This window comes from Nonomuraea sp. B5E05 (assembly GCF_039880665.1).
Taxonomy (GTDB): Bacteria; Actinomycetota; Actinomycetes; order Streptosporangiales; family Streptosporangiaceae; genus Nonomuraea.
This window is the reverse complement of sequence record NZ_JBDPMJ010000038.1, coordinates 32,037-51,876: the sequence shown is the minus strand read 5'-3', so window position 1 is coordinate 51,876 and position 19,840 is coordinate 32,037. Positions and strand designations below refer to the sequence as shown.

The following is a 19,840-nucleotide window of genomic DNA, read 5'->3' as shown; positions in this document are numbered from 1 at the left end:
CATGCTCCGCCACGGCGGGATCCAACGCCGACTGCCAGTCTAGGGCAGATGCACACCCGACAACGACGTCACGACTCTCAGAACTCGTCCGCGATCGTCCGCAACAGCTCGATCGTCTCGTCCGGGGTGGTGCTCACGGCGCACAACCGCTCCATCACCTCGGTGTATCGGTCCACGTCCTCGCGCTTGTCGAGGTAGAGCGCACTGGCGAGTTGCTCGACGTACACGACGTCCGGCAGGTCGTTGTCGGGGAAGCGCAGGATGCTGAACGCTCCGCCCTCCGCGCTGTGCCCCCCGAAGCTGAACGGCATGATCTGGATGGTGATGCTCTGCTGGCGCATCAGCTCGATCAGGTGCTCGATCTGGGCTCTCATCACCTCGGCGCCGCCGATGGGCCTGCGTAACGCGGCCTCGTCGATCACCGCCCAGAAGACGGGCCCGTCGGGTTTGTCCAGGATCCGTTGGCGTTCCAGCCGGAGGTCCACCCGCCTGGCGATCTCCTCGGCTCCGATGCCCGCCGCCCCGGCGGTCACCACGGCCCGGGTGTACTCCTTGGTCTGCAACAATCCCGGCACGAACTGGACCTCGTAGGTCCTGATCCTGGCGGCGGCCTCCTCGAGGCCGACGTACGCCTGGAACCACGTGGGCAGGACGTCGTTGAACCGGTGCCACCAGCCGGGTTCGTTGGCGGTGGCGACCAGGTCGAGCACGGCGGCACGGGCCTGCGCGTCCACGACCCCGTACAACGTGAGCAGGTCCGCCACGTCGCGTTCCTTGAACCCCACCCGGCCGAGCTCCATGCGGCTGATCTTGGATTCGGAGCCCCGGATGAGGTGGCCCGCCTCCTCGCGCGTGACGTTCTTCGCTTCCCTGAGCTTGCGCAGTTGGGAGCCCAGGAGGATGCGCAGCGCCGTCGGCCCGGAACCCGGGTGGTTCTGCGTCACTTGCTTCCTCCTATCAAGGTCCGCACACACAGTGACACCACATCGCCACGTATGACAAGGTCTCAACCTCGTGTCCGATTCGGCGGCCGTCACCCTGACGCGGCTTGCTCCTGCACAATGCAACTGCACGTGCATTTGGGTCTTGCAGCGACCCGGCCGCGTGACCCATCATGGGTTAGTGCATATTGGGCCAAACATGCACTAACGAAGGTGCAACGGGGAGGTATCGGCAGCATGGTGGAGGATCCGCTGGCCACTGCCGATTGCCTGCAGATCACCCGCGAAGTCGGTTTCGAGCACCTTCTCATGGGCGTGAAGCCGTACACGACCTCGTGCCCGCTGCCCTTCCAGGCCGACTCGGTCAAGACCGCGAGGGATGTGACCCGCTCGACGCTGCGCGGCTGGGGCCTGCACGACCTGAGCGACGACGCAGCGCTGGTGGTGTCGGAGTTGGTGACCAACGCCATCAGGTACGCGATGTACGCACGCGGGAGCCGGGGCATCGAACTGCTGCTCATGCGGGTGGCACCACACGTGTTGCTGGCGGTGGCCGACCCGAGTGACGAGGTGCCGCGCCCCAAGGAGCCCGACTTCATCTCCGAGAACGGGCGCGGCCTCTACATCGTCGAGACGTACAGCCAGTGCTGGGGCTGGGACCCGCTGGCGAGCGGCGGCAAGGCCGTCTGGGCGCTCTTCCGCGCCGACGCCCCTTAGAGAGACCCCTTAGTTCCTGTACGACCCCCTTGACCCGCTTTCAGGCGCGGTCGTGCGCTCCCGCATGCGCACCGGCGTGACCAGAACGCTATATTGGTCATGAGTCATCAGTCATAGGAGTACGGACATGCGAGGCGAGCACGACGGGCGGGCCGATCGGATCCTCGACGCGGCCAAGGAACTGCTGCTGCGCTGGGGATACCGGCGGGTGACGATCGACGAGATCGCCAAGCTGGCCGGAGTCGGCAAGGGCACCATCTACCTGCACTGGCGCACGCGCGAGGAGCTGTTCTTCGCCGTGGCTGCCCGCGAGGCGGTCGCGATGCTGGACGCGGTGGCCGCGGCCATGCGGGCCGACCCCGACGAGATCATGCTGCACCGCTACATGCGCAGGTTCTACCTGGAGGCGATGGACCGGCCGGTGCTGCGGGCCCTCTTCACCAGGGACGCGGAGACGCTCGACAAGTTCCTCTCCAGCCCGGCGAGGAAACCTCTGGAGGGCGCCAAGCTGATCGCCTCGCGCGACTATCTGCGGGTGCTGGCCGGGCACGGGCTGCTGCGCGCCGGGCTGCGCCCTGAGGATCTGGACTACTCGCTGCCGACCATCGTGTTCGGGTTCTTCGCGATCGAACCGCTGCTGCCCGCCGACGTGACGCTCGGGCTGGAGGAGAAGGCCGGGCATCTGGCCGACACCCTGCGCAGGACGTTCGAGCCCGAGCGGCCGTCCGCACGCGAGCCCGCCGCCGGAGAGGTCGTCGAGATCTTCGAACGGCTCTCCCGTGACTTCAAAGACGCCGCTTACGGAGGCAAACATGGATCATGACATCGACGGGCTGCACCACGTCGGCCACCTCGTCCGCGACATGGACCAGGCGCTGGACCGCTACCGGCGGCTCGGGTTCAGCCTGCCGGGCCCGGCCTATCCGGTGCTCGGCGAGCCCCCGGAGCCGTTCGGCGTGGGCAACACGCACGCGTACTTCCCCGGCAACTTCGTCGAGCTGGTCACCGTCGCTGGATCCGGGCGGGTGCCGGGCGACGCCAGACTGATCCCCCTGCAAGCTCCCGAGGAGCGGCTGGCCGCGCTCAAGGAGGCCGTCCGCGGTACCGCGGCCAACCTGGAGGCCTGCCTGCGACGTTTCGAGGGCGTGCACATCCTGATGTTCGACGCGCAGGACATCGACGGGGCCGCCGCGCGGCTGGCGGCGGCCCGCGTCGGGCACGGCGGCGTCCATGCCGCTCAGCGCCCGGTCGAGACGGCGGACGGGACCCGGATGGAGCCCGTCCGCTATCTGGAGATCGACGGCATCGGGCCCGGCCGCGTCCCCGAAGGGCGGGTCGGGCTGGCGGCCAACGACCGCGCCTCGGCCGGCATCAGCCACCCCAACGGCGCGCACGGCCTGGTCGAGTGCGTGCTGTGCGTGGCCGACGACGCGCTCGACGAGGCCGAGCGGCGTTACGAGCGTTACCTGGGGCGTACGGCACGGCGGGACGGGCCTGTGCGGGTGTTCGACCTCGAAGGAGAGGCCAGGGTCACGCTGGCCGCCGCGTCGAGACTGGACGAGCTGCTGCCCGGCGAGAGCGCGGCGGCCCTGCCCGGCTTCGTGGCCTACGCGGTCGGCGTGGACGACGCCGCGGGAACCGAACGCCTCCTGCGCGCCGGCGGCATCCCGCTGGGCAGGACCTCCGCAGGGGAGCTCGTCGTGCCCGCCCGCGCGGCGTTCGGCGCCGCGATCATCTTCCGCGAGACCGGCCGTCCCTAGTCGCCCTTCGCGCCGTCGATGCGCTCGCGCAGCAGGTCGGCGTGGCCGTTGTGGCGGGCGTACTCCTCGATCATGTGGACGAGGATCCAGCGGTGGGAGCAGTCGGCGCCCCTGTGTTCGCCGACGGCGTCCAGCGGCGCGGCGGCCGAGATGGAGCGGGCCAGCTCGATCTCCTCCCGCCACGTGGCGAACGCCTCCTCGACGGAGGCGGTGTCGACCTCGTTGAAGTCGGCGTCGTTGTCGCGGTCTTTGTCCCACAGCTTGGGGATGTCCTCGCCGTTCAGCACACGACGGAACCAGGAACGCTCGACGTGCGCCATGTGCCTGACCAGGCCCAGCAGGGACAGGGCGGAGGGTGGCGCGGAACGCAGGCGCAGCTGCTCGTCCGTCAGACCGGCGCACTTGACGGCGAGCGTGCCGCGGTGCCACTCGAGCCAGTTGTCGAGGATGCTTCGCTCGTCCCCGATCCGGGGTGGAGGAACGCGGGTGTCGGCATTGGTGTCGGTCACGTTGCCAGACTCTACCCGGCGGCCCGCTCGCGCCCCTGCCGAGCCTGGAGGAGGCGGGAGGCCGCCGCGCGCACGGTCTCGTCCCTGACGGTGGCGACGAAGTCGTCCGGCGTGTCGCCGCACAGGTGGCTCAGCCCTGGGGTCTCCTCCAGGAGGGACTGGATGAGCGCTCGCTGGGACGTCAGGCGGCGGGGGCGGCGGCCGGCGTCCATGAGGCACCCGTGCTTTCCCTCGTAGACGAAGGCGGGCGGGAGGCGCAGCCCCGGCTCCAGCGTGAGCGGGTGCGCGAGCGTGGTCCTCGTGTAGTTGGGCTCGGTGAGGTCGAGGGCGGCCAGCTGCCGCTCGTCCAGCCAGAGCACGAACAGCCTGGACGTCTCGCCGGGCGTCTCGATCGGCGCGGCGGGCACGTAGCCCGCCCTGCTCACATGGGCGGAGACACCGGGGGCGACGCCCGGCACGTCGGCGAGCGTCATGGGAACGACGCCGCACACCCCGTGGTCGAGGAACTTCCTGCGCACCTGGCTCGGCGCGGCGTTGGATCCGACGGCGACGACGCGCTGGCGAGCCGACAGCGGCCGGCAGCCCCGGTGTGCCAGCAGCGCGCTGAGCGGCTCGCCGGCCGCCCGCCACTCCCCCGGGCTGCTGCCCACCGGCTTGAGCGGCACGTACGCGTCGTCGACCAGGACCCCGGAGGTCTCCGGGATCCGGCCTGGATAGGTGAGGGGGCGGGAGATCGGGTCGTCGTCGAACAGCTTCAACACGTCCTTGCCCGTGATGGGGGCGGGACTTCACAGTTTATTTACCGCCGGGTGAGGACCGCCCACAACCGGGCCGTACTCCGCCTGCGCCCCCAGGCGATCACGGCGCAGAGCACCAGCGTCGTCAGCGGCATCACCACGCCGCCACCCGACACGAACAACTCGGTCAGCGTCGCTCCCGCCATCAGCCCGACGAACGCCAGACCCGCCAGGCCGGCCAGCCGCGGCACGAACAGCGCCACGGCCCCTGCCACCTCCAGCACGCCCACCAGGATGCGGAACCAGTCGCCGAACCCGATGGCCTCGAACGTGGACTTCGCCGGCTCGACGTTCGAGAACTTGCCCATGGCCGACATGAGGAAGACACCGGCCACGGCAACCTGGAGGATCCAGAGGACGGCGGAAAGGGCGCGCCCGCCGGCCGCCGTTCGATCGGCCTTGTTCTCTGTGGTGGTCACGGCGTTCTCCCCTGTCGATCGGCTGCTTGCCTCGACGCTAGGGCCGGACACGGCCAGGGAGAATCGGCCTGGCTACCCGGCAGGGGTGCACATAGATGCACCCCTGCCGGGAGCCGGCACGTACGAAGGCCGCTCACCGATTCGGTGAGCGGCCTTCGCGACATGGTCGGGGCGACAGGATTTGAACCTGCGACTTCTTGCTCCCAAAGCAAGCGCGCTGCCAAGCTGCGCCACGCCCCGTCTCGCCGAGTGCGCATGCGGTCCGCGACTCCGGTACGCTTACGCCCTGACGACCGGATGAAGTCTAGACCAGACTTCGACCGGTTCGCGCGGACGTAGCTCAATGGTAGAGCCCTAGTCTTCCAAACTAGCTACGCGGGTTCGATTCCCGTCGTCCGCTCTGGTGAGGAGAAGGCCAGGTCACCCGCCTCGGGGCCTGGCCTTCGTCGTGCCGCGGTCAAGCGTTGCCGAGCAGGTCGTGGCCGACGAACGTGAACATGCGTTTTCCCGTGGTCAGGGGCTGCGGGGTGCCGGTGAAGCGGTGTGCGCCGACGCCGTAGCCGGCGTCCGGTTCCGACAGCCATTCGAGGTGGAAGCCGCGCTCCTCGAACCACCGGCAGATCTGCGGCACCAGGTCGGGGGGCCTGCGGTGGCGCGTCCAGATGACCGTGCCGCCCGCCCGGCACAACTGGGCGCATGTGTCGACCGTACGCTCGACGTCCTCGTCCGTGATGTTGCCGAAAACGCCGCAGACGAGCACGATGCCGGCGGGCACCCTGCCCTGGTAGTGATCGGTGAGCGCGGCGTCGGCGGTGATCACCTCGACCTGTCCCAGCCCTGCCGCACCGGCCGTCTCCTCGGCCTTCGCGGTGTTGCCCGGGTCGAGCTCCACGAGACGGGCCAGCACGTCGTCGCGGCGGGGATGGCCGTCGAGCACCTCCAGCAGGTCACGGCCCTGGCCGGCGCAGAGGCTCACGAGCCTCAGCCGACCTGGCGGGCAGGCGTCGAGCGCCAGCCGGATCCGCTGCTGCACGACCCGTAGTCGTTGCGCCAGGCGCGAACCGGGGTCGTCGTACTCGTCGTGCCACGTCTGCCAGTCCATGGGCGGATTTTATGATCGAATGCCGTTCCGCGACCGCGCGTGCGGCGGGTACGCCGGGCGGAGGGCGCTCGTAAGCTGGTTCCGATGCGTGCGCGACCGATCTCCCGTGACGTTCTCGTCGACGAGCTGGCCGAGCGGGTCTCCCGGTGGCCACGCGAGCGTCGGGTGCGGGTGGCCGTCGACGGGGCGCCCGCCGGACGGCCGGAGGCGCTGGCCGACGACCTCGTCGCGCCGCTCCGGCTGCGCGGCCGGCCTGTGCTGCGGGTTTCTGCGGGTGACTTCCTGCGACCCTCGTCGCTGCGGCTGGAGCACGGCAGGGCCGATCCTGACGCCTTCTACGAGGACTGGCTCGACGTCGAAGCGCTGCGCAGGGAGGTGCTGGATCCCCTGGACGAGGACGGCTCTGCACGGGTGCTGCCGGCTCTGTGGGACAGCCGGATCGACCGGGCGTACCGGCTGCCCTATGAGGAGCTGCCGCCGGGCGGGGTGGTGATCGTGGACGGGACGCTGCTGCTGGGGCGAGGGCTGGCGTTCGAGCTGAGCGTGCATGTGTGGTTGTCCGCGGCGGCGCTGGGGCGCCGCACGCCCGAGGAGGAGCGGTGGCGGCTGCCCGCCTATGAGCGGTACGAGCGCGAGGTGCGGCCCCAGAAGGCGGCCGACGTCGTGCTCAGGGCCGATCATCCCGACCGGCCCGCGCTCCTCCTGTGACCTGGTGCAGGAGGAGCGCACCGCAGGAGACAGGCTGCTCACTCGCGTGCCGGGCTGCGGGACGGTGATGGCCGCCGGCGGGCGGCCACCAGTCAGCGTGCTGTCGGGCGCTTGCCGTGATTCGCCTTCTTCTTCTTGCGTGCCTTGCCCTTGCGTGCTCGCCTGGCCATAAGCTCGCCTCCGGAGTCGGTGTCCTTCCAACGTCTCTCGCCCGTGCTGACCAGCGCAAGTGATCCGCACCGAACTAACATTCCCCAACAGCGTCGTGTCATAATTTGGTGGAATCTGTTGGAAGGAGTGGGCGTGCTCGCACAGCAGCGTCAGCAGACGATCCTCGAACGTGTGCGCAGCAACGGCGGCGTCCGGGTCGCCGACCTCGTACGCGAGCTCGGCGTCTCCGACATGACCATCCGCCGCGACCTCGAGGTGCTGGCCGAACGCGGTCTGCTGGAGAAGGTGCACGGTGGCGCGACCGCGCTCGGCCCCGGATCGACCGAGGAGCCGGGCTTCACCGCGAAGTCCGCTCGCCAGCAGCAGGAGAAGGAGGCCATCGCGCGGCACGCGGCCAGGCTGGTACGCCCCGGCACCGCCGTGGCGCTGTCGGCTGGCACGACCACGTGGGCGCTGGCCCACCACCTCATCGGCGTCCCCGAGCTGACGGTGATCACCAATTCGATCCCCGTCGCCGAGGTCTTCCATCGCAACCCGCGCGCCGACCGCACCGTCGTGCTGACCGGCGGCGTGCGCACGCCGTCCGACGCGCTGGTCGGCCCGGTGGCCGTGGCCGCGATCCGCCGCCTGCACGTGGACACGCTCTTCCTCGGCGTGCACGGGATGAGCGTGCGGGCCGGGTTCACCACGCCCAACCTGCTGGAGTCGGAGACCGACAGGGAGCTTGTGACGGCCGCGCACCGGCTGGTCGTGCCCGCCGACCACACGAAGTGGAACACCGTGGGCATCAGCACCATCGCCGAGCTGAGCGAGGCCGACGTGGTCATCAGCGACGCGGGGCTGCCCGAGGACGCACGCACCGAACTGGCCGAGCGGGCCGGAGAACTGATAATCGCGGAGGACACGCATTGAAGCGCACCGTCACCCATCTGGCCGACGGCCGAGAGCTGATCTACTTCGACCGGCGCGACGACGCCGACCGGAGCGCGCTCGACCGGCGTCCGCTCGAGCCCCGGCCGGTGGCGTCCGAGCTGCGCTACGATCCGCTGACCGAGGAGTGGATCGCGATGGCCGGGCACCGGCAGACGCGGACGTTCCTGCCGACGGGCACGTCCGCCGAGTGCCCGTTGTGCCCGTCGTCGGACACGCGGGCGACGGAGATTCCGGCGTACGACTACGACGTGGCGGTGTTCGAGAACCGCTTTCCCTCCTTCTCCACAAATTTTGGGACTTATCACGATGTGGGCGGGCTGAGTGAGATTCGTCCGGGAGTTGGGCGGTGCGAGGTGGTGTGCTTCACTTCGGACCACTCGTCCTCCTTCTCCAAGCTCTCCGACGCCCAGGTGCGGCTGGTCATGGAGGCGTGGGCCGACCGTACGGCCGAGTTGTCCGGGATCGAGGGCGTGGAGCAGGTGTTCTGCTTCGAGAACCGGGGCGAGGAGATCGGCATCACGCTGGCGCATCCGCATGGCCAGATCTACGCCTACCCGTACGTCACACCCAGGACGAAACTCCAGCTCGGCGCCGCGGCCCGCTACCAGGGCGCGGGCAACCTGTTCGCCGACGTGCTGGCCGCCGAACGTGCCGCCGGAACACGGGTGGTGGCCGGCAACGAGCTGTGGACGGCGTTCGTGCCCGCGGCCGCGCGCTGGCCGTACGAGGTGCACGTGTATCCGCACCGGCAGGTGCCGGACCTGGCGGCGCTCACGGAGGAGGAGCGTGCGGCCTTCGCCCCGCTCTACACCTCGGTGCTGCGGGCCTTCGACGGGCTGTTCGGGGTCGTGATGCCGTACATCTCGGCCTGGCACCAGGCTCCCGTGCGGCGCGATCGCGAGCTCGCGTACCTGCATCTGGAGCTCTTCAGCATCCGGCGGGCGCCCAACAAGCTCAAGTATCTGGCGGGCTCGGAGTCCGCGATGGGCGCGTTCGTCAACGACGTGCTGCCGGAGGAGGCCGCGCGCATGCTCCGATCACAAGTAGATCAAGAATAGATTTCTACTTAAGGTCGCATGTCTCGTGATCTACCACTAATATCCCCTTATGCATCGGCCGTAACAGCCGTTGCACCGCCTAATCCTGGGCGAGTTGCCCAGGAGCCGGGGACCCATCGCACCTGGGGTGAATCCACATCAGTGGTAGGGATACGCAGCTCCCATACCCGAACCCGTCAGCTAACCCGGCCGGCAGAGGGAGAGGAACACCTACGTGGCGGCTTCGTCCCCCGCGAGTCTTGCCATCGGTCTCATCACCGCCGCCGCCGTCATCGTTTCGGCGGCCCCGGCGTCCGCGGCGTCCGCGGCCCCCAAACCCAAGGAGTCCGAGCTGCGCGCGCAGCTCAAGCAGCTCAACAAGAAGGTCGACAAGCTGATCGAGGCCTACAACCTCAAGCGCGTCGAGCTGGCCAAGGCGCAGAAGTCGGCCAAGGCGGCCAAGGCCCGGCTGGCCACCGCCGAAGAGGCGCTGACGACGGCCGAGAAACGCGTCGCCGAGATAGCCCGCCTGCGCTACCAGAACGGCAACCCCGGGGTGCCCGCGTTCATGCTGCCGGAGAACAGCGGCGGCGCGGCGGTGCTCAATCAGGTCACCGCCGAGCAGCAGGCGTTCGTGCAGGGCGTGGTCAAGGCGCGCGACGAGAAGAAGAAGGCCTCCGTGGAGGCCGTCGAGCTCGCCGACAAGATCCGCAAAGACGCGGCCGAGGTGGCCGGCCAGCGCGACGAGGCCGAGGACGTCATCGACGACATCGAGAAGAAGCTTCAGGACCTGGTGCCGTTCGGCACCAACCGCAGGTCCGACGGCGGCTGGGCGCCCGAACTGCCGTCCGGCTCCGACAACATCACCCCGCGCACGCGGCTGATGAAGGAGCAGATCGGCAAGAACTTCGCGCTGCCCTTCACCGTCGGCTGCTTCCGCTCCGGATCCAGCGGCGAGCATCCCCTGGGCCGGGCCTGTGACTTCATGATGAGCACGGGCGGCTCGATGCCCTCCGCCGCCAACGCCGCCCTGGGCGACCGCATCGCGGAGTGGGCCATCAAGAACAAGAGCAAGCTGGGCGTCAAGTACGTCATCTGGAAGCAGCGCATCAACCACGGCTCGGGCTGGAGCGCGATGTCCAACCGGGGCAGCATCACCGAGAACCACTACGACCACGTGCACATCTCGATGAACTGAGGGCATGTCCGGCGATCACCGCGGCGACGGGTTGACCAGCCCGCCGTCGTAGGCGGCGATGACGAGCTGGGCCCGGTCGCGGGCGTGCAGTTTCGCCAGGAGCCGGCCGATGTGGGTCTTGACCGTGCCGACGGTGAGGTGCAGGTGCTCGGCGATCTCGGAGTTGGACATGCCCGTGCCGACGAGGGTGAGCACCTCGCGCTCGCGCTGGGTGATGTGGCCGAGGTCGCGTGTGGCCGGGGCGGGATGGGAGCGTCGCAGGACGTCGGCGATGAGCCGGCGGGTCACGGTGGGCGCCAGCAGCGCTTCGCCGGCGGCGACGACCCGGATCGCGGCCAGCAATTCGGTCGCCGTGGCGTGCTTGAGGAGGAAACCGCTCGCGCCGGCCCGGAGCGAGGCGTAGACGTAGTCGTCCTGATCGAACGTGGTGAGCATCAGCACGCGCGTGCCGGAGCCGGCCGGGTCGGCGCAGATCCTCCTGGTCGCCTCGATGCCGTCCATGTCTGGCATGCGCACATCCATGAGGACGACGTCAGGACGATGCCGGCGGGCCAGGAGCACGGCTTCGGCGCCGGTGCCCGCCTCCCCCACCGTGACCAGCCCCGGCGTGGTGTCGATAAGGAGCTTGAAACTGTCGCGTACGAGGACCTGGTCCTCGGCGAGCAGCACCCTGATGGGCGGGGACACACTGTGCGGGGCGGCGTCGATGCTCATGCCGGGTCGCCGTTCAGGTCGTAGGGCAGCCGAGCCGTCACGCGGAAGCCTCCTTCAGGGCGCGCCTCCGCGCCGAACGTGCCTCCGTAGGCCTTCGTGCGTTCCCGCATGCCGATGAGGCCGTGTCCGCCGTGGCCCGGCCGCGTCGGCCGGCCGTGGCGGGGGCCGTCGTCCACGACCTCGATCACGGCTGCGCGCCCGTCGATGTCCACGGTGACCGAGCAGCGCGTCGGCCCCGCGTGGGTGACGACGTTGGTGAGGGCCTGTTGCACGATCCGGTAGACCGACACCGCGACCGCGGGAGGGAGCGCGGCCTCTTCGCGGACGGTCATATCGACCTCGACCCCGGCGGAGCGGGCGTGTGCGGCCAGCTCGGGCAGGCCGGCCATGGCGGGGACAAGCAGATGGGCCTGCTGGGGATCGCCGTCGGAGCGCAGGAGGTCGAGCACGCGGTGGATCTCGGTGAGCGTGCTCCGGCTGGTCTGTTCGATGACGGACAGCGCGGCACGGACCTCCTGCGGGCGGGCGTCGGCGACGTGGTTGGCGACGGTGGCCTTGACCGCGATCAGGCTCATGCTGTGGCCGATGATGTCGTGCAACTCCCTGGCTATGCGCCTGCGCTCGTCGCCCACCGCGGCCTCGGCCAGGTGGCGGACGAGGCGGGCGGTCGTGTCCCGCTTCCAGCGCACGGCCGCGCCGAGCACCCATGCGCCCGCCAGCAACACACCGATCACGCCGATCTCGACCGGCCAGTGGGGAGGCAGCTCGCTGGGCGCGTCCGCGGGCGAAAGGCCTGGGAGCACCTTGGCATAGAAGATCAGAATGGTGATCACCGCAGCGGACAGGCAGGCCGCCAAGCCCGCCAGCGACCAGGCTAGGGAGGCGGTGGAGGCCACGAGGTACAGCACGAGCACCGTCGGCAGGAACGACACCGAGATGGCGCCCGCCGCGGCGACGCCGGCCACGGTCGCCAGCGCACCCGCGGCGCACGCGACAGCGAGCATGGCCCGCGGCCGGCGCCGCCGGAGCGCGACGGGAAAGCTCACGACCGCCACGACCGGCCAGGCCGACCAGACGGGCCATGACGGCGGCGGCCCCGGCGGATCGACGAGGGTGTAGCCGACGAGCAGCGCCACGGCGACCGCCGCCACCGCATCGGCCACACCACTCCGGCCGAGCCGCCGAGCCCAGTTCATGACGAGAAGTTATCGCCTCACCCATCGCCCGGCATCTGACCACGGTAGGACAACCGCGTCTGTCTGGGGTCGTACGTGCCTCGTGCGTGCCGCGCCAGGATGCGACCTGAGCCCGACGCGCTCCCGCAGTCCCGCCCATCACCATGCTGCTGAGCCCGGCACACCGAGCCGCGCCGACATCGACACGACGGGCAGGAACGCATGAATGTTGAGCTTCGCCGGCGAATCACCCGATGGCGACAGGCCGACGCGGACCGGCGTGCCGCCAACGCCACGGCCAACCTGAGCCGGCAACCGCCGTTCCCCGGACGATGGGTGAGCGCCGTCGCGCTGATCGGCGGCCCCGCCCTGCTCATGACCGGGATCCTCCTACGTTCCCCGTTCCACTTCTTCTTCCCTGATCAGCTTGCCGCCTACACCAGGCACCCCGCCCTCGTCACCGCCGCCTATGCCTGCTTCGCCTGCGGGATCATCCTGCTGTGTCCTGCGATCATGACGCTGGCGCAGAGGATCGCCGCCACCAGACCGCTGTGGGGGCTGTGGGGCGGATGCCTCGTGATCGCCGGCCTGTTCACCCGAACCTTCCAGTACGGCACCGACCACCTGGCCTTTCACCTGACCGACAGCCTGGGCCTGTCATCAGTGATCAGCGGCATCGACGACTACTACCTGGCATGGCGGGACACGCGCTGGCATCCGTTCAGGACGTTGTCGGGGCCGGCCTTCCTGGGCTGGATCGTGCTGGCCATCGGCGCCTACCGCTCCGGCGCGCTGGGGCTGGGCCGTTCCGTCGCGCTCGGCCTCATGTCGGCGCTCGCGCTCGGGACGCTCAAAGGCACTCAGATCCCGCAGTCCGTCATCGCCGCGGGCGGGCTCTGCGTCGCGTTGCTCCCTCTGGGAATCTCCCTGCTGCGCAGCGCTCCCCCGCCGAGCAGACGCGCCCTGATCTGGCTCGTCATCCTTCTCGGATGGCTCGCCTTGGGCGCGGCCTTCGGCCCTGCCTTGGCACCGTTCACGCGGGGCTGAGCCGGCCCGGCCGTCAGCCCGTCAGCCGCAGCGGGTTGACCAGGTCTGCGTAGATGAGCAGGCCCGCCATGATCATCATGACGATGGCGATGGCGTAGGTCAGCGGCAGCACCTTCGCGATGTCCACGTAGCCGGGCTCGGGCCTGCGCAGGATCTTGGCGTAGGCCCGCTTGATGCCCTCCCACAGGCCACCGGCGATGTGCCCGCCGTCGAGCGGCAGCAGCGGGATGAGATTGAACATGCCGATCGCCAGGTTGAACCCGGCCAGCAGGTTGACGAAGATGGCGATCTTCTTCTCGTTGGACAGGTCGGAGGCGAGGATCTCGCCGCCCATGCGGCCCGCGCCGACGACGCCGACCGGCCCCTCGGGGTCGCGCTCCTCGCCGGAGAAGGCGGCGTGCCAGACGCCGACCATCTTCTCCGGCAGGTTGAGCAGCGAGCTCGCGACCCTGCCCGTCAGCTCTCCCATGTAGCCGACGACCTGGCCCATGCTCTGCTGCTGCATGACCTCGGTGGGCAGCACGCCGAGGAAGCCGACGTTCTTGTCGATCTTCTCGGGGTCTTCGAGGTTGGGCCGGTCCTGGGCGATGAGCGTGACGGTGAGCGTTATCGGCTTGCCGTCGCGGACGATGCCGAGTTGCGCGGCTCCCGGCCCGTGGGAACGGATCAGGTCGGTGGCGGCGGCCCAGTCGCCGATCTTCTTACCGTCGAGGGAGACCAGGCGGTCACCGGCCTTCAGGCCGGCCTGGGCGGCGGGGGTCGGCTTGTCGGTGGGCTTGCACGTGGTGCGCTGCTCCGAGACGGGGATCACGCACGTGTTGGTCTCGGGCGAGACGATCGGGGCCCACGTCGGCAGGCCGATGCCGACCAGCAGGATGCTGAAGAAGACGAAGGCCAGCACGAAGTTCATCGCCGGGCCGCCGGACATGATGATGACCTTCTGCCACCACTTCTTGCGGTAGAAGACGCGGTCTTCGTCGCCCGGCCGCACCTCTTCCAGGGCGGCGTCGCGGGCGGACTCGATGAGCCCCTGGAACGGACCCGTCGCGGTGCTCCTGGCCTTGGAGGGGTCGTCGCCCGGGCGCGGCGGCAGCATGCCGATCATGCGGATGTAGCCGCCGAGCGGGATCCACTTGATGCCGTATTCGGTCTCGCCCTTCCGCCGCGACCAGGCCGTCGAGCCGAAACCCACCATGTACTGGGTCACCCGCACGCCGAAGATCTTGGCGGGCAGCAGGTGACCGAGCTCATGCAGCGCGATGGAGAACATCAGCCCGAGGAGGAAAAGGATGATCCCCACGAGATAGAGCCAGTTCATCGAGTCGCGCTCCACGGCAGACGGCAGGACCGGCGAAAAAACCGCCAACCCAAGGGTAGTCGAATCTGCCGCGCGGTACGGCTTGCCCGCTTTTTGGAACGCATTGACAGTACGCGATCAAACGATCACCCTAAGAGACGATGAAGGGGGAGTCCTTGATCCGCATACTGATCGCAGAGCACCTGCCCTTGGTGCGTCGTGGCCTGCTGGCCATCCTTGGAGCCGAGCCCGATCTGCGGGTCGTGGCGCAGGCGGGATGCGCGGACGACGCGGTGCGAGCGGCCATCGAGAGCTGCCCCGACGTGGCCGTCGTCGACGCCGGCCTGCCGGGGAGCTCCGTTCTGGCCGGACTCTCCGCGCAGGCGCCGGGATGCAAGGTGCTGATGTTGTCGGCCGATCCCCATCCAGGGCAGGTGCGCAGGGCGCTGGCCGAGCGCGCGCTGGGGTTCATGAGCCTGTGCGTGCCGCCGGAGCGGCTGGCCGAGGGGGTGCGCCTGGTGGCGGCGGGCCGCCGGGCCATCGAATCGGAGCTGGCCGCGGCCGCGCTCCAGTGTGAGACGAATCCGCTCACCAGGAGGGAGCTCGACGTGCTGCGCGTCGCGGCGGGCGGGGCCCGCTCGACCGAGATCGCCGACCAGCTCTTCCTGTCGGTGGGCACCGTACGCAACCATCTGTCGCGCATCATGTGCAAGACCGGGGCCCGCAACCGGCTCGACGCCGTGCGCATCGCCAGCGACCAGGGCTGGCTGTGACGGGACCCGGTGGAGCCGCGCCGCTCCGCCGGGGCCCGAACCTCTAGAGGATCTCAGCAGAGTCGAACCCACTGCCAGTGACTGCCAACACGACCTGAACCATGTGGTTCGTCATCAGGGGCGCCAGATCAGCACCAATGCGCAGTCGTCGTTGTGGCCGGAGGCCATGGCGTTGACCAGCGGACGCGCGCCGTCGCGGAAACCGGACGGCAGCAGCCGCTCCGCCTCGCCGAGCAGCCGGTCGAGCCCGGCGTCGATGTCGCGCCCCGGCTGCTCGATCAGGCCGTCGGTGAAGAGCAACAGCGCATCACCCTTGCGCAGGGTGCCGCTGTCGGGCTCGCAGTGCAGGTCGGGCACCACGCCGAGCACCACGCCCTTGGCCGAGGCCACCTGCCAGTTGCCGGTGCCCGCGTCGAACTTCACCACCGGCGGATGCCCGGCCGAGGTGATCGTGTAGTCGCCCGTGTCGAGGTCGAGCCGCACGTGCACCGCGGTCACGAAGCCCTCGTCGCCTCGCTGGCGGTGCAGGTAGGTGTTGCAGGCGGGCAGGAAGTCGTCGACCGATCCGAGCAGCCCGCCGAACGTGCCGGACAGCAGCAGCGCCCTGGTGCCCGCGTCGACGCCCTTGCCGGACACGTCGACCAGGGCGATCTCGACGGAGTTGCCGTCGCGCATGGAGACCAGGAAGTCGCCGCCGAACGACGACCCGCCGGCCTGCTTGAGCACCACCTTGCCGCCCCAGTCCTTGGGCAGCGGGGGCAGCTCGCCCTGGCTCTTGAGGCGGTCGCGCAACTCCAGCAGCATGGCGTCGCCGCGCAGCCCCTGCACGCCGAGTTTTCCCCTGGTGCGGGCCATGAGCACGGCGAGCACCGTGGTGAACACGATCGTCACGGTCAGCCCGACGCCGATGCGCCAGGGGCCCAGCGCGATCGCGATGTAGCCGAGCGCGACGCCGACGCCCACGAGGAGCTTGACCAGGCTGCGCAGCCGAAGCTGGAGCCCGCCGATCAGGGTGACGAGAATGAGCAGGGAGGGTGAGAACCACTCGGTCGAGGCCTCGACCGCGAGGAACCCGATGACGAGCGCGAGAACGGTCAGCGTGAGGAGCAGGTTGCGGTCGCGGGCCAGCGGCCCTCGCCGGATGAACCGGACGGCAGCCACCAGCCCCGGCACCCGCACCAGGACGGCACGGACCCGTGGCGGGATCAGTGGCGCCGGTCGGGAACTCATGATGGGCCTGACTGTATCGGTCTGACTGGTGTTTGGGCAGCCCACTTGACCAAGGCCTTGATCATTAAGCACGGATATTCGGTGGCCCTCCCGCTTCGCCCGCTCCTACCGTGGACAGATGACGTACCCGATCCGCCCGATTGACGAGTCCGAGTGGCCGGCGTTCGCGCTGGTGCTCGAAGAGGCGTTCGGCTGGCGGCCGAACCCCACGCAGAACGAGCGTTTCAAGGCCGAGACGGAGTTCGACCGCACGCTCGCGGCCTTCGACGGAGACCTCATCGCGGGCGTCACGTCCATCTACAGCCTCACCATGACGGTCCCTGGCAGGCAACTCCCCGTCGCGGGCGTGACGGCCGTCAGCGTGCTGCCCTCCCACCGCCGGCGCGGCGTTCTGTCGTCGCTGATGCGCAGGCAGCTCTCCGACATCAGGGAGCGTGGGGAGAGCGTCGCCGCGCTCTACGCCTCCGAGGCTCCCATCTACGGCAGGTACGGCTACGGCAGGGCGTCGAGCGAGCTGTCGTTCCACCTCAGGAAGCAGGGTTCGGCGTTCGTCGGCAACGCTCCGTCGGACCCGTCGCTCAGGCTCAGGGTCGCCAGGCCCGCCGACGTACGCGCCGACCTGGAGAAGGTGTTCGCCTCCGTCGTGGCTCGGCGTCCCGGCCGCTACGAGCGCAACGCGCGGTTCTGGGACAACGTGCTGGCCGACGAGGAGGCCGACCAGGGCGGGGCCGGCCCGTTGCGCTCGGTGCTGGCCGAGGACGACGGCGGCGTGCGCGGTTACGCCCTGTTCCGGATCAAGTCGTCGTGGGACGCCAACGGCCTCCCCGACGGGGAGCTGAAGCTGCAGGAGCTGGAGGCGGCCGACCCGGCGGCGTACGCGCTGCTGTGGCGCAGCGTGCTCGACCGCGATCTGGTCTCCCGGGTCGACGCCCGCCCCAGGCCGGTGGACGACCCCCTGCTCGCGTTGCTGGCCGACCCGCGGCAGGTGCGCGCGAGCTGGAACGACGAGCTGTGGGTGCGCGTGGTCGAGGTGGACGGAGCTCTCGTCTCCCGGTCCTACTCCGCGCCCGTGGACGTGGTGATCGAGGTCGAGGACGACGTGTGCCCGTGGAACGCCCGGCGCTGGCGGCTGGCCGCCGGCCCCGCGGGCGCGGAGTGCACGCCCGTCGAGGACCAGCCTGACGTGACGCTGCCGGTGGCCTCGCTCGGCTCGGCGTTCCTCGGTGACGGCCTGCTCATGCAGGAGCTGGCGGCGGGGCTGGTGCATGAGCACTCCCCCGGCGCGCTGCGTTCGCTCGCCACCGCCATGTCGTGGAGCCCGAAGCCATGGGCGGGGCTGACGTTCTGACGTAGGGTCGGGGACATGGCCCTGCAAAGTCTGCAGATCACCGCGACCGTCGCCATGCGTGCCCGCGACGTGTCGAGACCGTCGAAAGAGCAGCAGGAGGCCGCCGACCGGCGGCCTCTGCGCGACGAGATGCCCAGGCGCGAGCCCAAGCGCAAGGGCTAGGGCAGGGAGGGCAGCTGGCCGATCGTCTCGTAGGTGTCGAGCTGCGCGATCCGCCTGCTGTGGCGCTCGCTGCCGGAGAACGACGTGGTCAGGAAGACCTCCACGAACCTGGTCGCCTCGTCGAGGGCGTGCATGCGCGCGCCGACGCTGACGACGTTGGCGTTGTTGTGCTCGCGGGCCAGGGCGGCCGTCTCCTCGCTCCAGGCCAGTGCCGCGCGGATGCCGCGCACCTTGTTGGCGGCGATCTGCTCGCCGTTGCCCGAGCCTCCCATGACCACCCCCAGGCTGCCGGGGTCGCCCGCGACGCCTTCGGCCGCGCGCAGGACGAACGCGGGATAGTCGTCCTCCGCGTCGTAGACGAGGGGACCGCAGTCGATCACGTCGTGACCGTGGTCCTTGAGCCAGGACACGAGGTGGTTCTTCAGCTCATAGCCGGCATGGTCGGCACCGATGTAGACACGCACATGACCAGTCTTCCACAGCCCTCGCCGATCAGGCCCTCTTGTAGGGTAAGGACCTGTCCCGCACTCCAGTCCTTACGAAAGCAGAAATCGTATGCGCGAGATCCGCATCATCGGCGATCCGGTGCTGCGCACGACCGCCGATCCCGTCACCGACTTCGACCGCGACCTGCGCCGGCTGATCGACGAGATGTTCCAGGCGATGTACGCGGTCAACGGCGTCGGCCTGGCGGGCCCCCAGATCGGCGTGTCACGGAGGTTGTTCGTCTACGACATCAGCGGGCGCAAGGGCCACGTGATCAATCCGCGGCTGACCGTCGACGACCCGGAGGAGGCGCTCGACGAGGAGGGCTGCCTGTCGGTGCCCGATCGCCGCACGGGCCAACCGATCTACGCCCCTGTCGCGCGGGCCGCGGGCGTCACCGTCGAGGGCGTCGACCGGCTGCAGCGGCCCGTGCGCGTCAAGGCGCGCGGATCGCTGGCGCGCTGCTTCCAGCACGAGACCGAGCATCTGGACGGCAAGCTGTACGTCGACCGCCTCCCCAGGAACGAAGCCCGCGAAATCATGCTCAGGGCGTAGGTTGGCCGCATGAGCGTGCTCTCAGGAAAAGGCGCACTGGTCACCGGAGGCTCCAGGGGCATCGGCCGGGCCGTCGTGGAGCGGTTGACGGGCGACGGGGCGCAGGTCGTGTTCTGCTACGAGCGCTCCGAAGAGGCGGCCCGGCAGGTGGCCAGGGAGACCGGGGCGCACGCCGTACGCGCCGATCTGGGCGACGAGGACGATCTGGAGCGGTTGTTCGCCGAGGCGGAGGCGCGGCTGCCCGGGCTGGACATCCTCGTCAACAACGCCGCGCTGAGCCTGAGCAGGCCGCTGGCCGACATCACCGGCGACGACTACGAGCGGGTCTTCGCGGTGAACACCCGGGCGGTGTTCCTGGCCACGCAGTGGGCGGGCCGCGTCATGCGCGACGGCGGGCGGATCATCACGATCTCGACGCTCAACACCCAGGTGCCCGCGCCCGGTCTGATGCTCTATTGCGGCAGCAAGGGGGCGGTCGAGCAGTTCGCCAAAGTGGCGTCGCGCGAGCTGGGCGGGCGGGGCATCACCGTGAACGTCGTCTCGTCCGGCGCGACCGACACCGACATGCTGCGCGCCGCCAACCCGCCGGAGGCGCTGGAGCAGACGGAGGCGTTGACCGCGCTGCGGCGTCTCGGCAGGCCCGACGACCTCGCCGCCGTGGTCGCCTTCCTGGCGGGCCCGGACGGGCGCTGGGTCACCGGCCACAACGTGCACGCCACCGGCGGGCTGCTCGTCTGACCCGCCAGCGCGTCTCCTCCGGC

23 protein-coding genes, 2 tRNA genes and 1 riboswitch are annotated in these 19,840 nt (G+C 69.8%); of the genes, 14 read left to right on the top strand and 11 right to left on the bottom strand.

Annotated features, from left to right (window positions below; all coding sequences use genetic code 11):
• Positions 1 to 77 precede the first annotated feature (77 nt).
• Positions 78 to 944, bottom strand: a complete 867-nt coding sequence (locus tag ABGB01_RS41295) for a helix-turn-helix transcriptional regulator (RefSeq protein ID WP_347779380.1) — start codon at positions 942 to 944, stop codon at positions 78 to 80.
• A gap of 234 nt (positions 945 to 1,178) precedes the next feature.
• On the opposite strand from ABGB01_RS41295, the gene ABGB01_RS41290 reads away from it, so the two are divergent.
• The 3 genes from ABGB01_RS41290 to ABGB01_RS41280 all read left to right on the top strand — a co-directional run bounded on the left by ABGB01_RS41290 (position 1,179) and on the right by ABGB01_RS41280 (position 3,418).
• Positions 1,179 to 1,658 (top strand): ATP-binding protein, encoded by a 480-nt coding sequence (locus ABGB01_RS41290; protein WP_347779379.1) that lies wholly within the window; start codon positions 1,179 to 1,181, stop codon positions 1,656 to 1,658.
• A 127-nt stretch (positions 1,659 to 1,785) separates the two neighbouring features.
• Positions 1,786 to 2,481 carry a helix-turn-helix domain-containing protein gene (locus tag ABGB01_RS41285; protein ID WP_347779378.1) on the top strand — a complete coding sequence of 232 codons (696 nt, stop codon included), beginning with the start codon at positions 1,786 to 1,788 and terminating at the stop codon, positions 2,479 to 2,481.
• Complete coding sequence (locus ABGB01_RS41280) at positions 2,471 to 3,418, top strand: VOC family protein (protein WP_347779376.1); 948 nt, start codon at positions 2,471 to 2,473, stop codon at positions 3,416 to 3,418. The genes ABGB01_RS41285 and ABGB01_RS41280 overlap by 11 nt, the downstream gene beginning before the upstream one ends.
• Here the strand turns inward: ABGB01_RS41280 and ABGB01_RS41275 are convergent.
• The 4 genes from ABGB01_RS41275 to ABGB01_RS41260 form a co-directional block, all read right to left on the bottom strand.
• The gene (locus tag ABGB01_RS41275) at positions 3,415 to 3,927 is read right to left on the bottom strand and encodes a DinB family protein (RefSeq protein WP_347779374.1); all 513 of its coding nucleotides are present in this window, start codon (positions 3,925 to 3,927) and stop codon (positions 3,415 to 3,417) included. The two genes, ABGB01_RS41280 and ABGB01_RS41275, sit on opposite strands and share 4 nt — an antisense overlap.
• Before the next feature lie 11 nt (positions 3,928 to 3,938).
• Positions 3,939 to 4,688, bottom strand: a complete 750-nt coding sequence (locus ABGB01_RS41270) for a hypothetical protein (RefSeq protein ID WP_347779372.1) — start codon at positions 4,686 to 4,688, stop codon at positions 3,939 to 3,941.
• Positions 4,689 to 4,726: 38 nt separating this feature from the next.
• On the bottom strand, positions 4,727 to 5,143 hold the full coding sequence (locus ABGB01_RS41265) for a DoxX family protein (RefSeq protein WP_347779371.1): 417 nt from the start codon (positions 5,141 to 5,143) through the stop codon (positions 4,727 to 4,729).
• Positions 5,144 to 5,306: 163 nt separating this feature from the next.
• Positions 5,307 to 5,383: transfer RNA gene (locus tag ABGB01_RS41260), tRNA-Pro, on the bottom strand.
• A gap of 89 nt (positions 5,384 to 5,472) precedes the next feature.
• Between ABGB01_RS41260 and ABGB01_RS41255 the strand changes: the two genes are divergently transcribed.
• Positions 5,473 to 5,543: transfer RNA gene (locus ABGB01_RS41255), tRNA-Gly, on the top strand.
• Between the two features lie 57 nt (positions 5,544 to 5,600).
• Here ABGB01_RS41255 and ABGB01_RS41250 read toward each other — a convergent pair.
• On the bottom strand, positions 5,601 to 6,245 hold the full coding sequence (locus ABGB01_RS41250) for a class I SAM-dependent methyltransferase (RefSeq protein ID WP_347779369.1): 645 nt from the start codon (positions 6,243 to 6,245) through the stop codon (positions 5,601 to 5,603).
• Between the two features lie 84 nt (positions 6,246 to 6,329).
• On the opposite strand from ABGB01_RS41250, the gene ABGB01_RS41245 reads away from it, so the two are divergent.
• The 4 genes from ABGB01_RS41245 (at position 6,330) to ABGB01_RS41230 (ending at position 10,292) form a co-directional block, all read left to right on the top strand.
• Positions 6,330 to 6,953, top strand: a complete 624-nt coding sequence (locus ABGB01_RS41245) for a uridine kinase (RefSeq protein ID WP_347779367.1) — start codon at positions 6,330 to 6,332, stop codon at positions 6,951 to 6,953.
• A 303-nt stretch (positions 6,954 to 7,256) separates the two neighbouring features.
• Positions 7,257 to 8,036 carry a DeoR/GlpR family DNA-binding transcription regulator gene (locus ABGB01_RS41240; RefSeq protein ID WP_347779365.1) on the top strand — a complete coding sequence of 260 codons (780 nt, stop codon included), beginning with the start codon at positions 7,257 to 7,259 and terminating at the stop codon, positions 8,034 to 8,036.
• Positions 8,033 to 9,115, top strand: a complete 1,083-nt coding sequence (gene galT, locus ABGB01_RS41235; RefSeq protein ID WP_347779363.1) for a galactose-1-phosphate uridylyltransferase — start codon at positions 8,033 to 8,035, stop codon at positions 9,113 to 9,115. Before ABGB01_RS41240 ends, galT begins: the two co-directional genes overlap by 4 nt.
• Positions 9,116 to 9,181: 66 nt before the next feature.
• Positions 9,182 to 9,324, top strand: a riboswitch (cyclic di-AMP (ydaO/yuaA leader).
• A 5-nt stretch (positions 9,325 to 9,329) separates the two neighbouring features.
• Positions 9,330 to 10,292 carry a hypothetical protein gene (locus tag ABGB01_RS41230; protein WP_347779361.1) on the top strand — a complete coding sequence of 321 codons (963 nt, stop codon included), beginning with the start codon at positions 9,330 to 9,332 and terminating at the stop codon, positions 10,290 to 10,292.
• 15 nt (positions 10,293 to 10,307) lie between these two features.
• Here the strand turns inward: ABGB01_RS41230 and ABGB01_RS41225 are convergent, their stop codons facing one another.
• Both ABGB01_RS41225 and ABGB01_RS41220 read right to left on the bottom strand, forming a co-directional pair.
• The gene (locus ABGB01_RS41225) at positions 10,308 to 11,006 is read right to left on the bottom strand and encodes a response regulator transcription factor (RefSeq protein WP_347779360.1); all 699 of its coding nucleotides are present in this window, start codon (positions 11,004 to 11,006) and stop codon (positions 10,308 to 10,310) included.
• Entirely contained in the window at positions 11,003 to 12,202 is a 1,200-nt protein-coding gene (locus tag ABGB01_RS41220; protein ID WP_347779358.1) for a sensor histidine kinase, read from the bottom strand. The genes ABGB01_RS41225 and ABGB01_RS41220 overlap by 4 nt, the downstream gene beginning before the upstream one ends.
• A gap of 201 nt (positions 12,203 to 12,403) precedes the next feature.
• Between ABGB01_RS41220 and ABGB01_RS41215 the strand changes: the two genes are divergently transcribed.
• On the top strand, positions 12,404 to 13,228 hold the full coding sequence (locus ABGB01_RS41215; protein ID WP_347779357.1) for a hypothetical protein: 825 nt from the start codon (positions 12,404 to 12,406) through the stop codon (positions 13,226 to 13,228).
• 13 nt (positions 13,229 to 13,241) lie between these two features.
• On the opposite strand, the gene ABGB01_RS41210 is transcribed toward ABGB01_RS41215, so the two are convergent.
• A complete protein-coding gene (locus ABGB01_RS41210; protein ID WP_347779355.1) occupies positions 13,242 to 14,546 on the bottom strand; it encodes a site-2 protease family protein in 1,305 nt (434 codons plus the stop codon).
• A 155-nt stretch (positions 14,547 to 14,701) separates the two neighbouring features.
• Here ABGB01_RS41210 and ABGB01_RS41205 point away from each other — a divergent pair, with 155 nt between their 5' ends.
• Positions 14,702 to 15,298 (top strand): response regulator transcription factor, encoded by a 597-nt coding sequence (locus tag ABGB01_RS41205; protein WP_347623943.1) that lies wholly within the window; start codon positions 14,702 to 14,704, stop codon positions 15,296 to 15,298.
• 114 nt (positions 15,299 to 15,412) lie between these two features.
• Here ABGB01_RS41205 and ABGB01_RS41200 read toward each other — a convergent pair whose 3' ends face one another.
• A complete protein-coding gene (locus tag ABGB01_RS41200; RefSeq protein WP_347779354.1) occupies positions 15,413 to 16,528 on the bottom strand; it encodes a PP2C family protein-serine/threonine phosphatase in 1,116 nt (371 codons plus the stop codon).
• 118 nt (positions 16,529 to 16,646) lie between these two features.
• Between ABGB01_RS41200 and ABGB01_RS41195 the strand changes: the two genes are divergently transcribed.
• Entirely contained in the window at positions 16,647 to 17,876 is a 1,230-nt protein-coding gene (locus tag ABGB01_RS41195) for a GNAT family N-acetyltransferase (protein WP_347779353.1), read from the top strand.
• A gap of 15 nt (positions 17,877 to 17,891) precedes the next feature.
• Positions 17,892 to 18,038, top strand: a complete 147-nt coding sequence (locus tag ABGB01_RS41190) for a hypothetical protein (protein ID WP_347623940.1) — start codon at positions 17,892 to 17,894, stop codon at positions 18,036 to 18,038.
• Here the strand turns inward: ABGB01_RS41190 and ABGB01_RS41185 are convergent.
• A complete protein-coding gene (locus ABGB01_RS41185; RefSeq protein ID WP_347779352.1) occupies positions 18,035 to 18,502 on the bottom strand; it encodes a ribose-5-phosphate isomerase in 468 nt (155 codons plus the stop codon). The genes ABGB01_RS41190 and ABGB01_RS41185 overlap by 4 nt on opposite strands.
• Positions 18,503 to 18,593: 91 nt before the next feature.
• On the opposite strand from ABGB01_RS41185, the gene def reads away from it, so the two are divergent.
• Positions 18,594 to 19,079 carry a peptide deformylase gene (def, locus tag ABGB01_RS41180; protein WP_347779351.1) on the top strand — a complete coding sequence of 162 codons (486 nt, stop codon included), beginning with the start codon at positions 18,594 to 18,596 and terminating at the stop codon, positions 19,077 to 19,079.
• Positions 19,080 to 19,088: 9 nt separating this feature from the next.
• The gene (locus ABGB01_RS41175; RefSeq protein ID WP_347779349.1) at positions 19,089 to 19,817 is read left to right on the top strand and encodes an SDR family oxidoreductase; all 729 of its coding nucleotides are present in this window, start codon (positions 19,089 to 19,091) and stop codon (positions 19,815 to 19,817) included.
• The last annotated feature ends 23 nt before the right edge of the window (positions 19,818 to 19,840 follow it).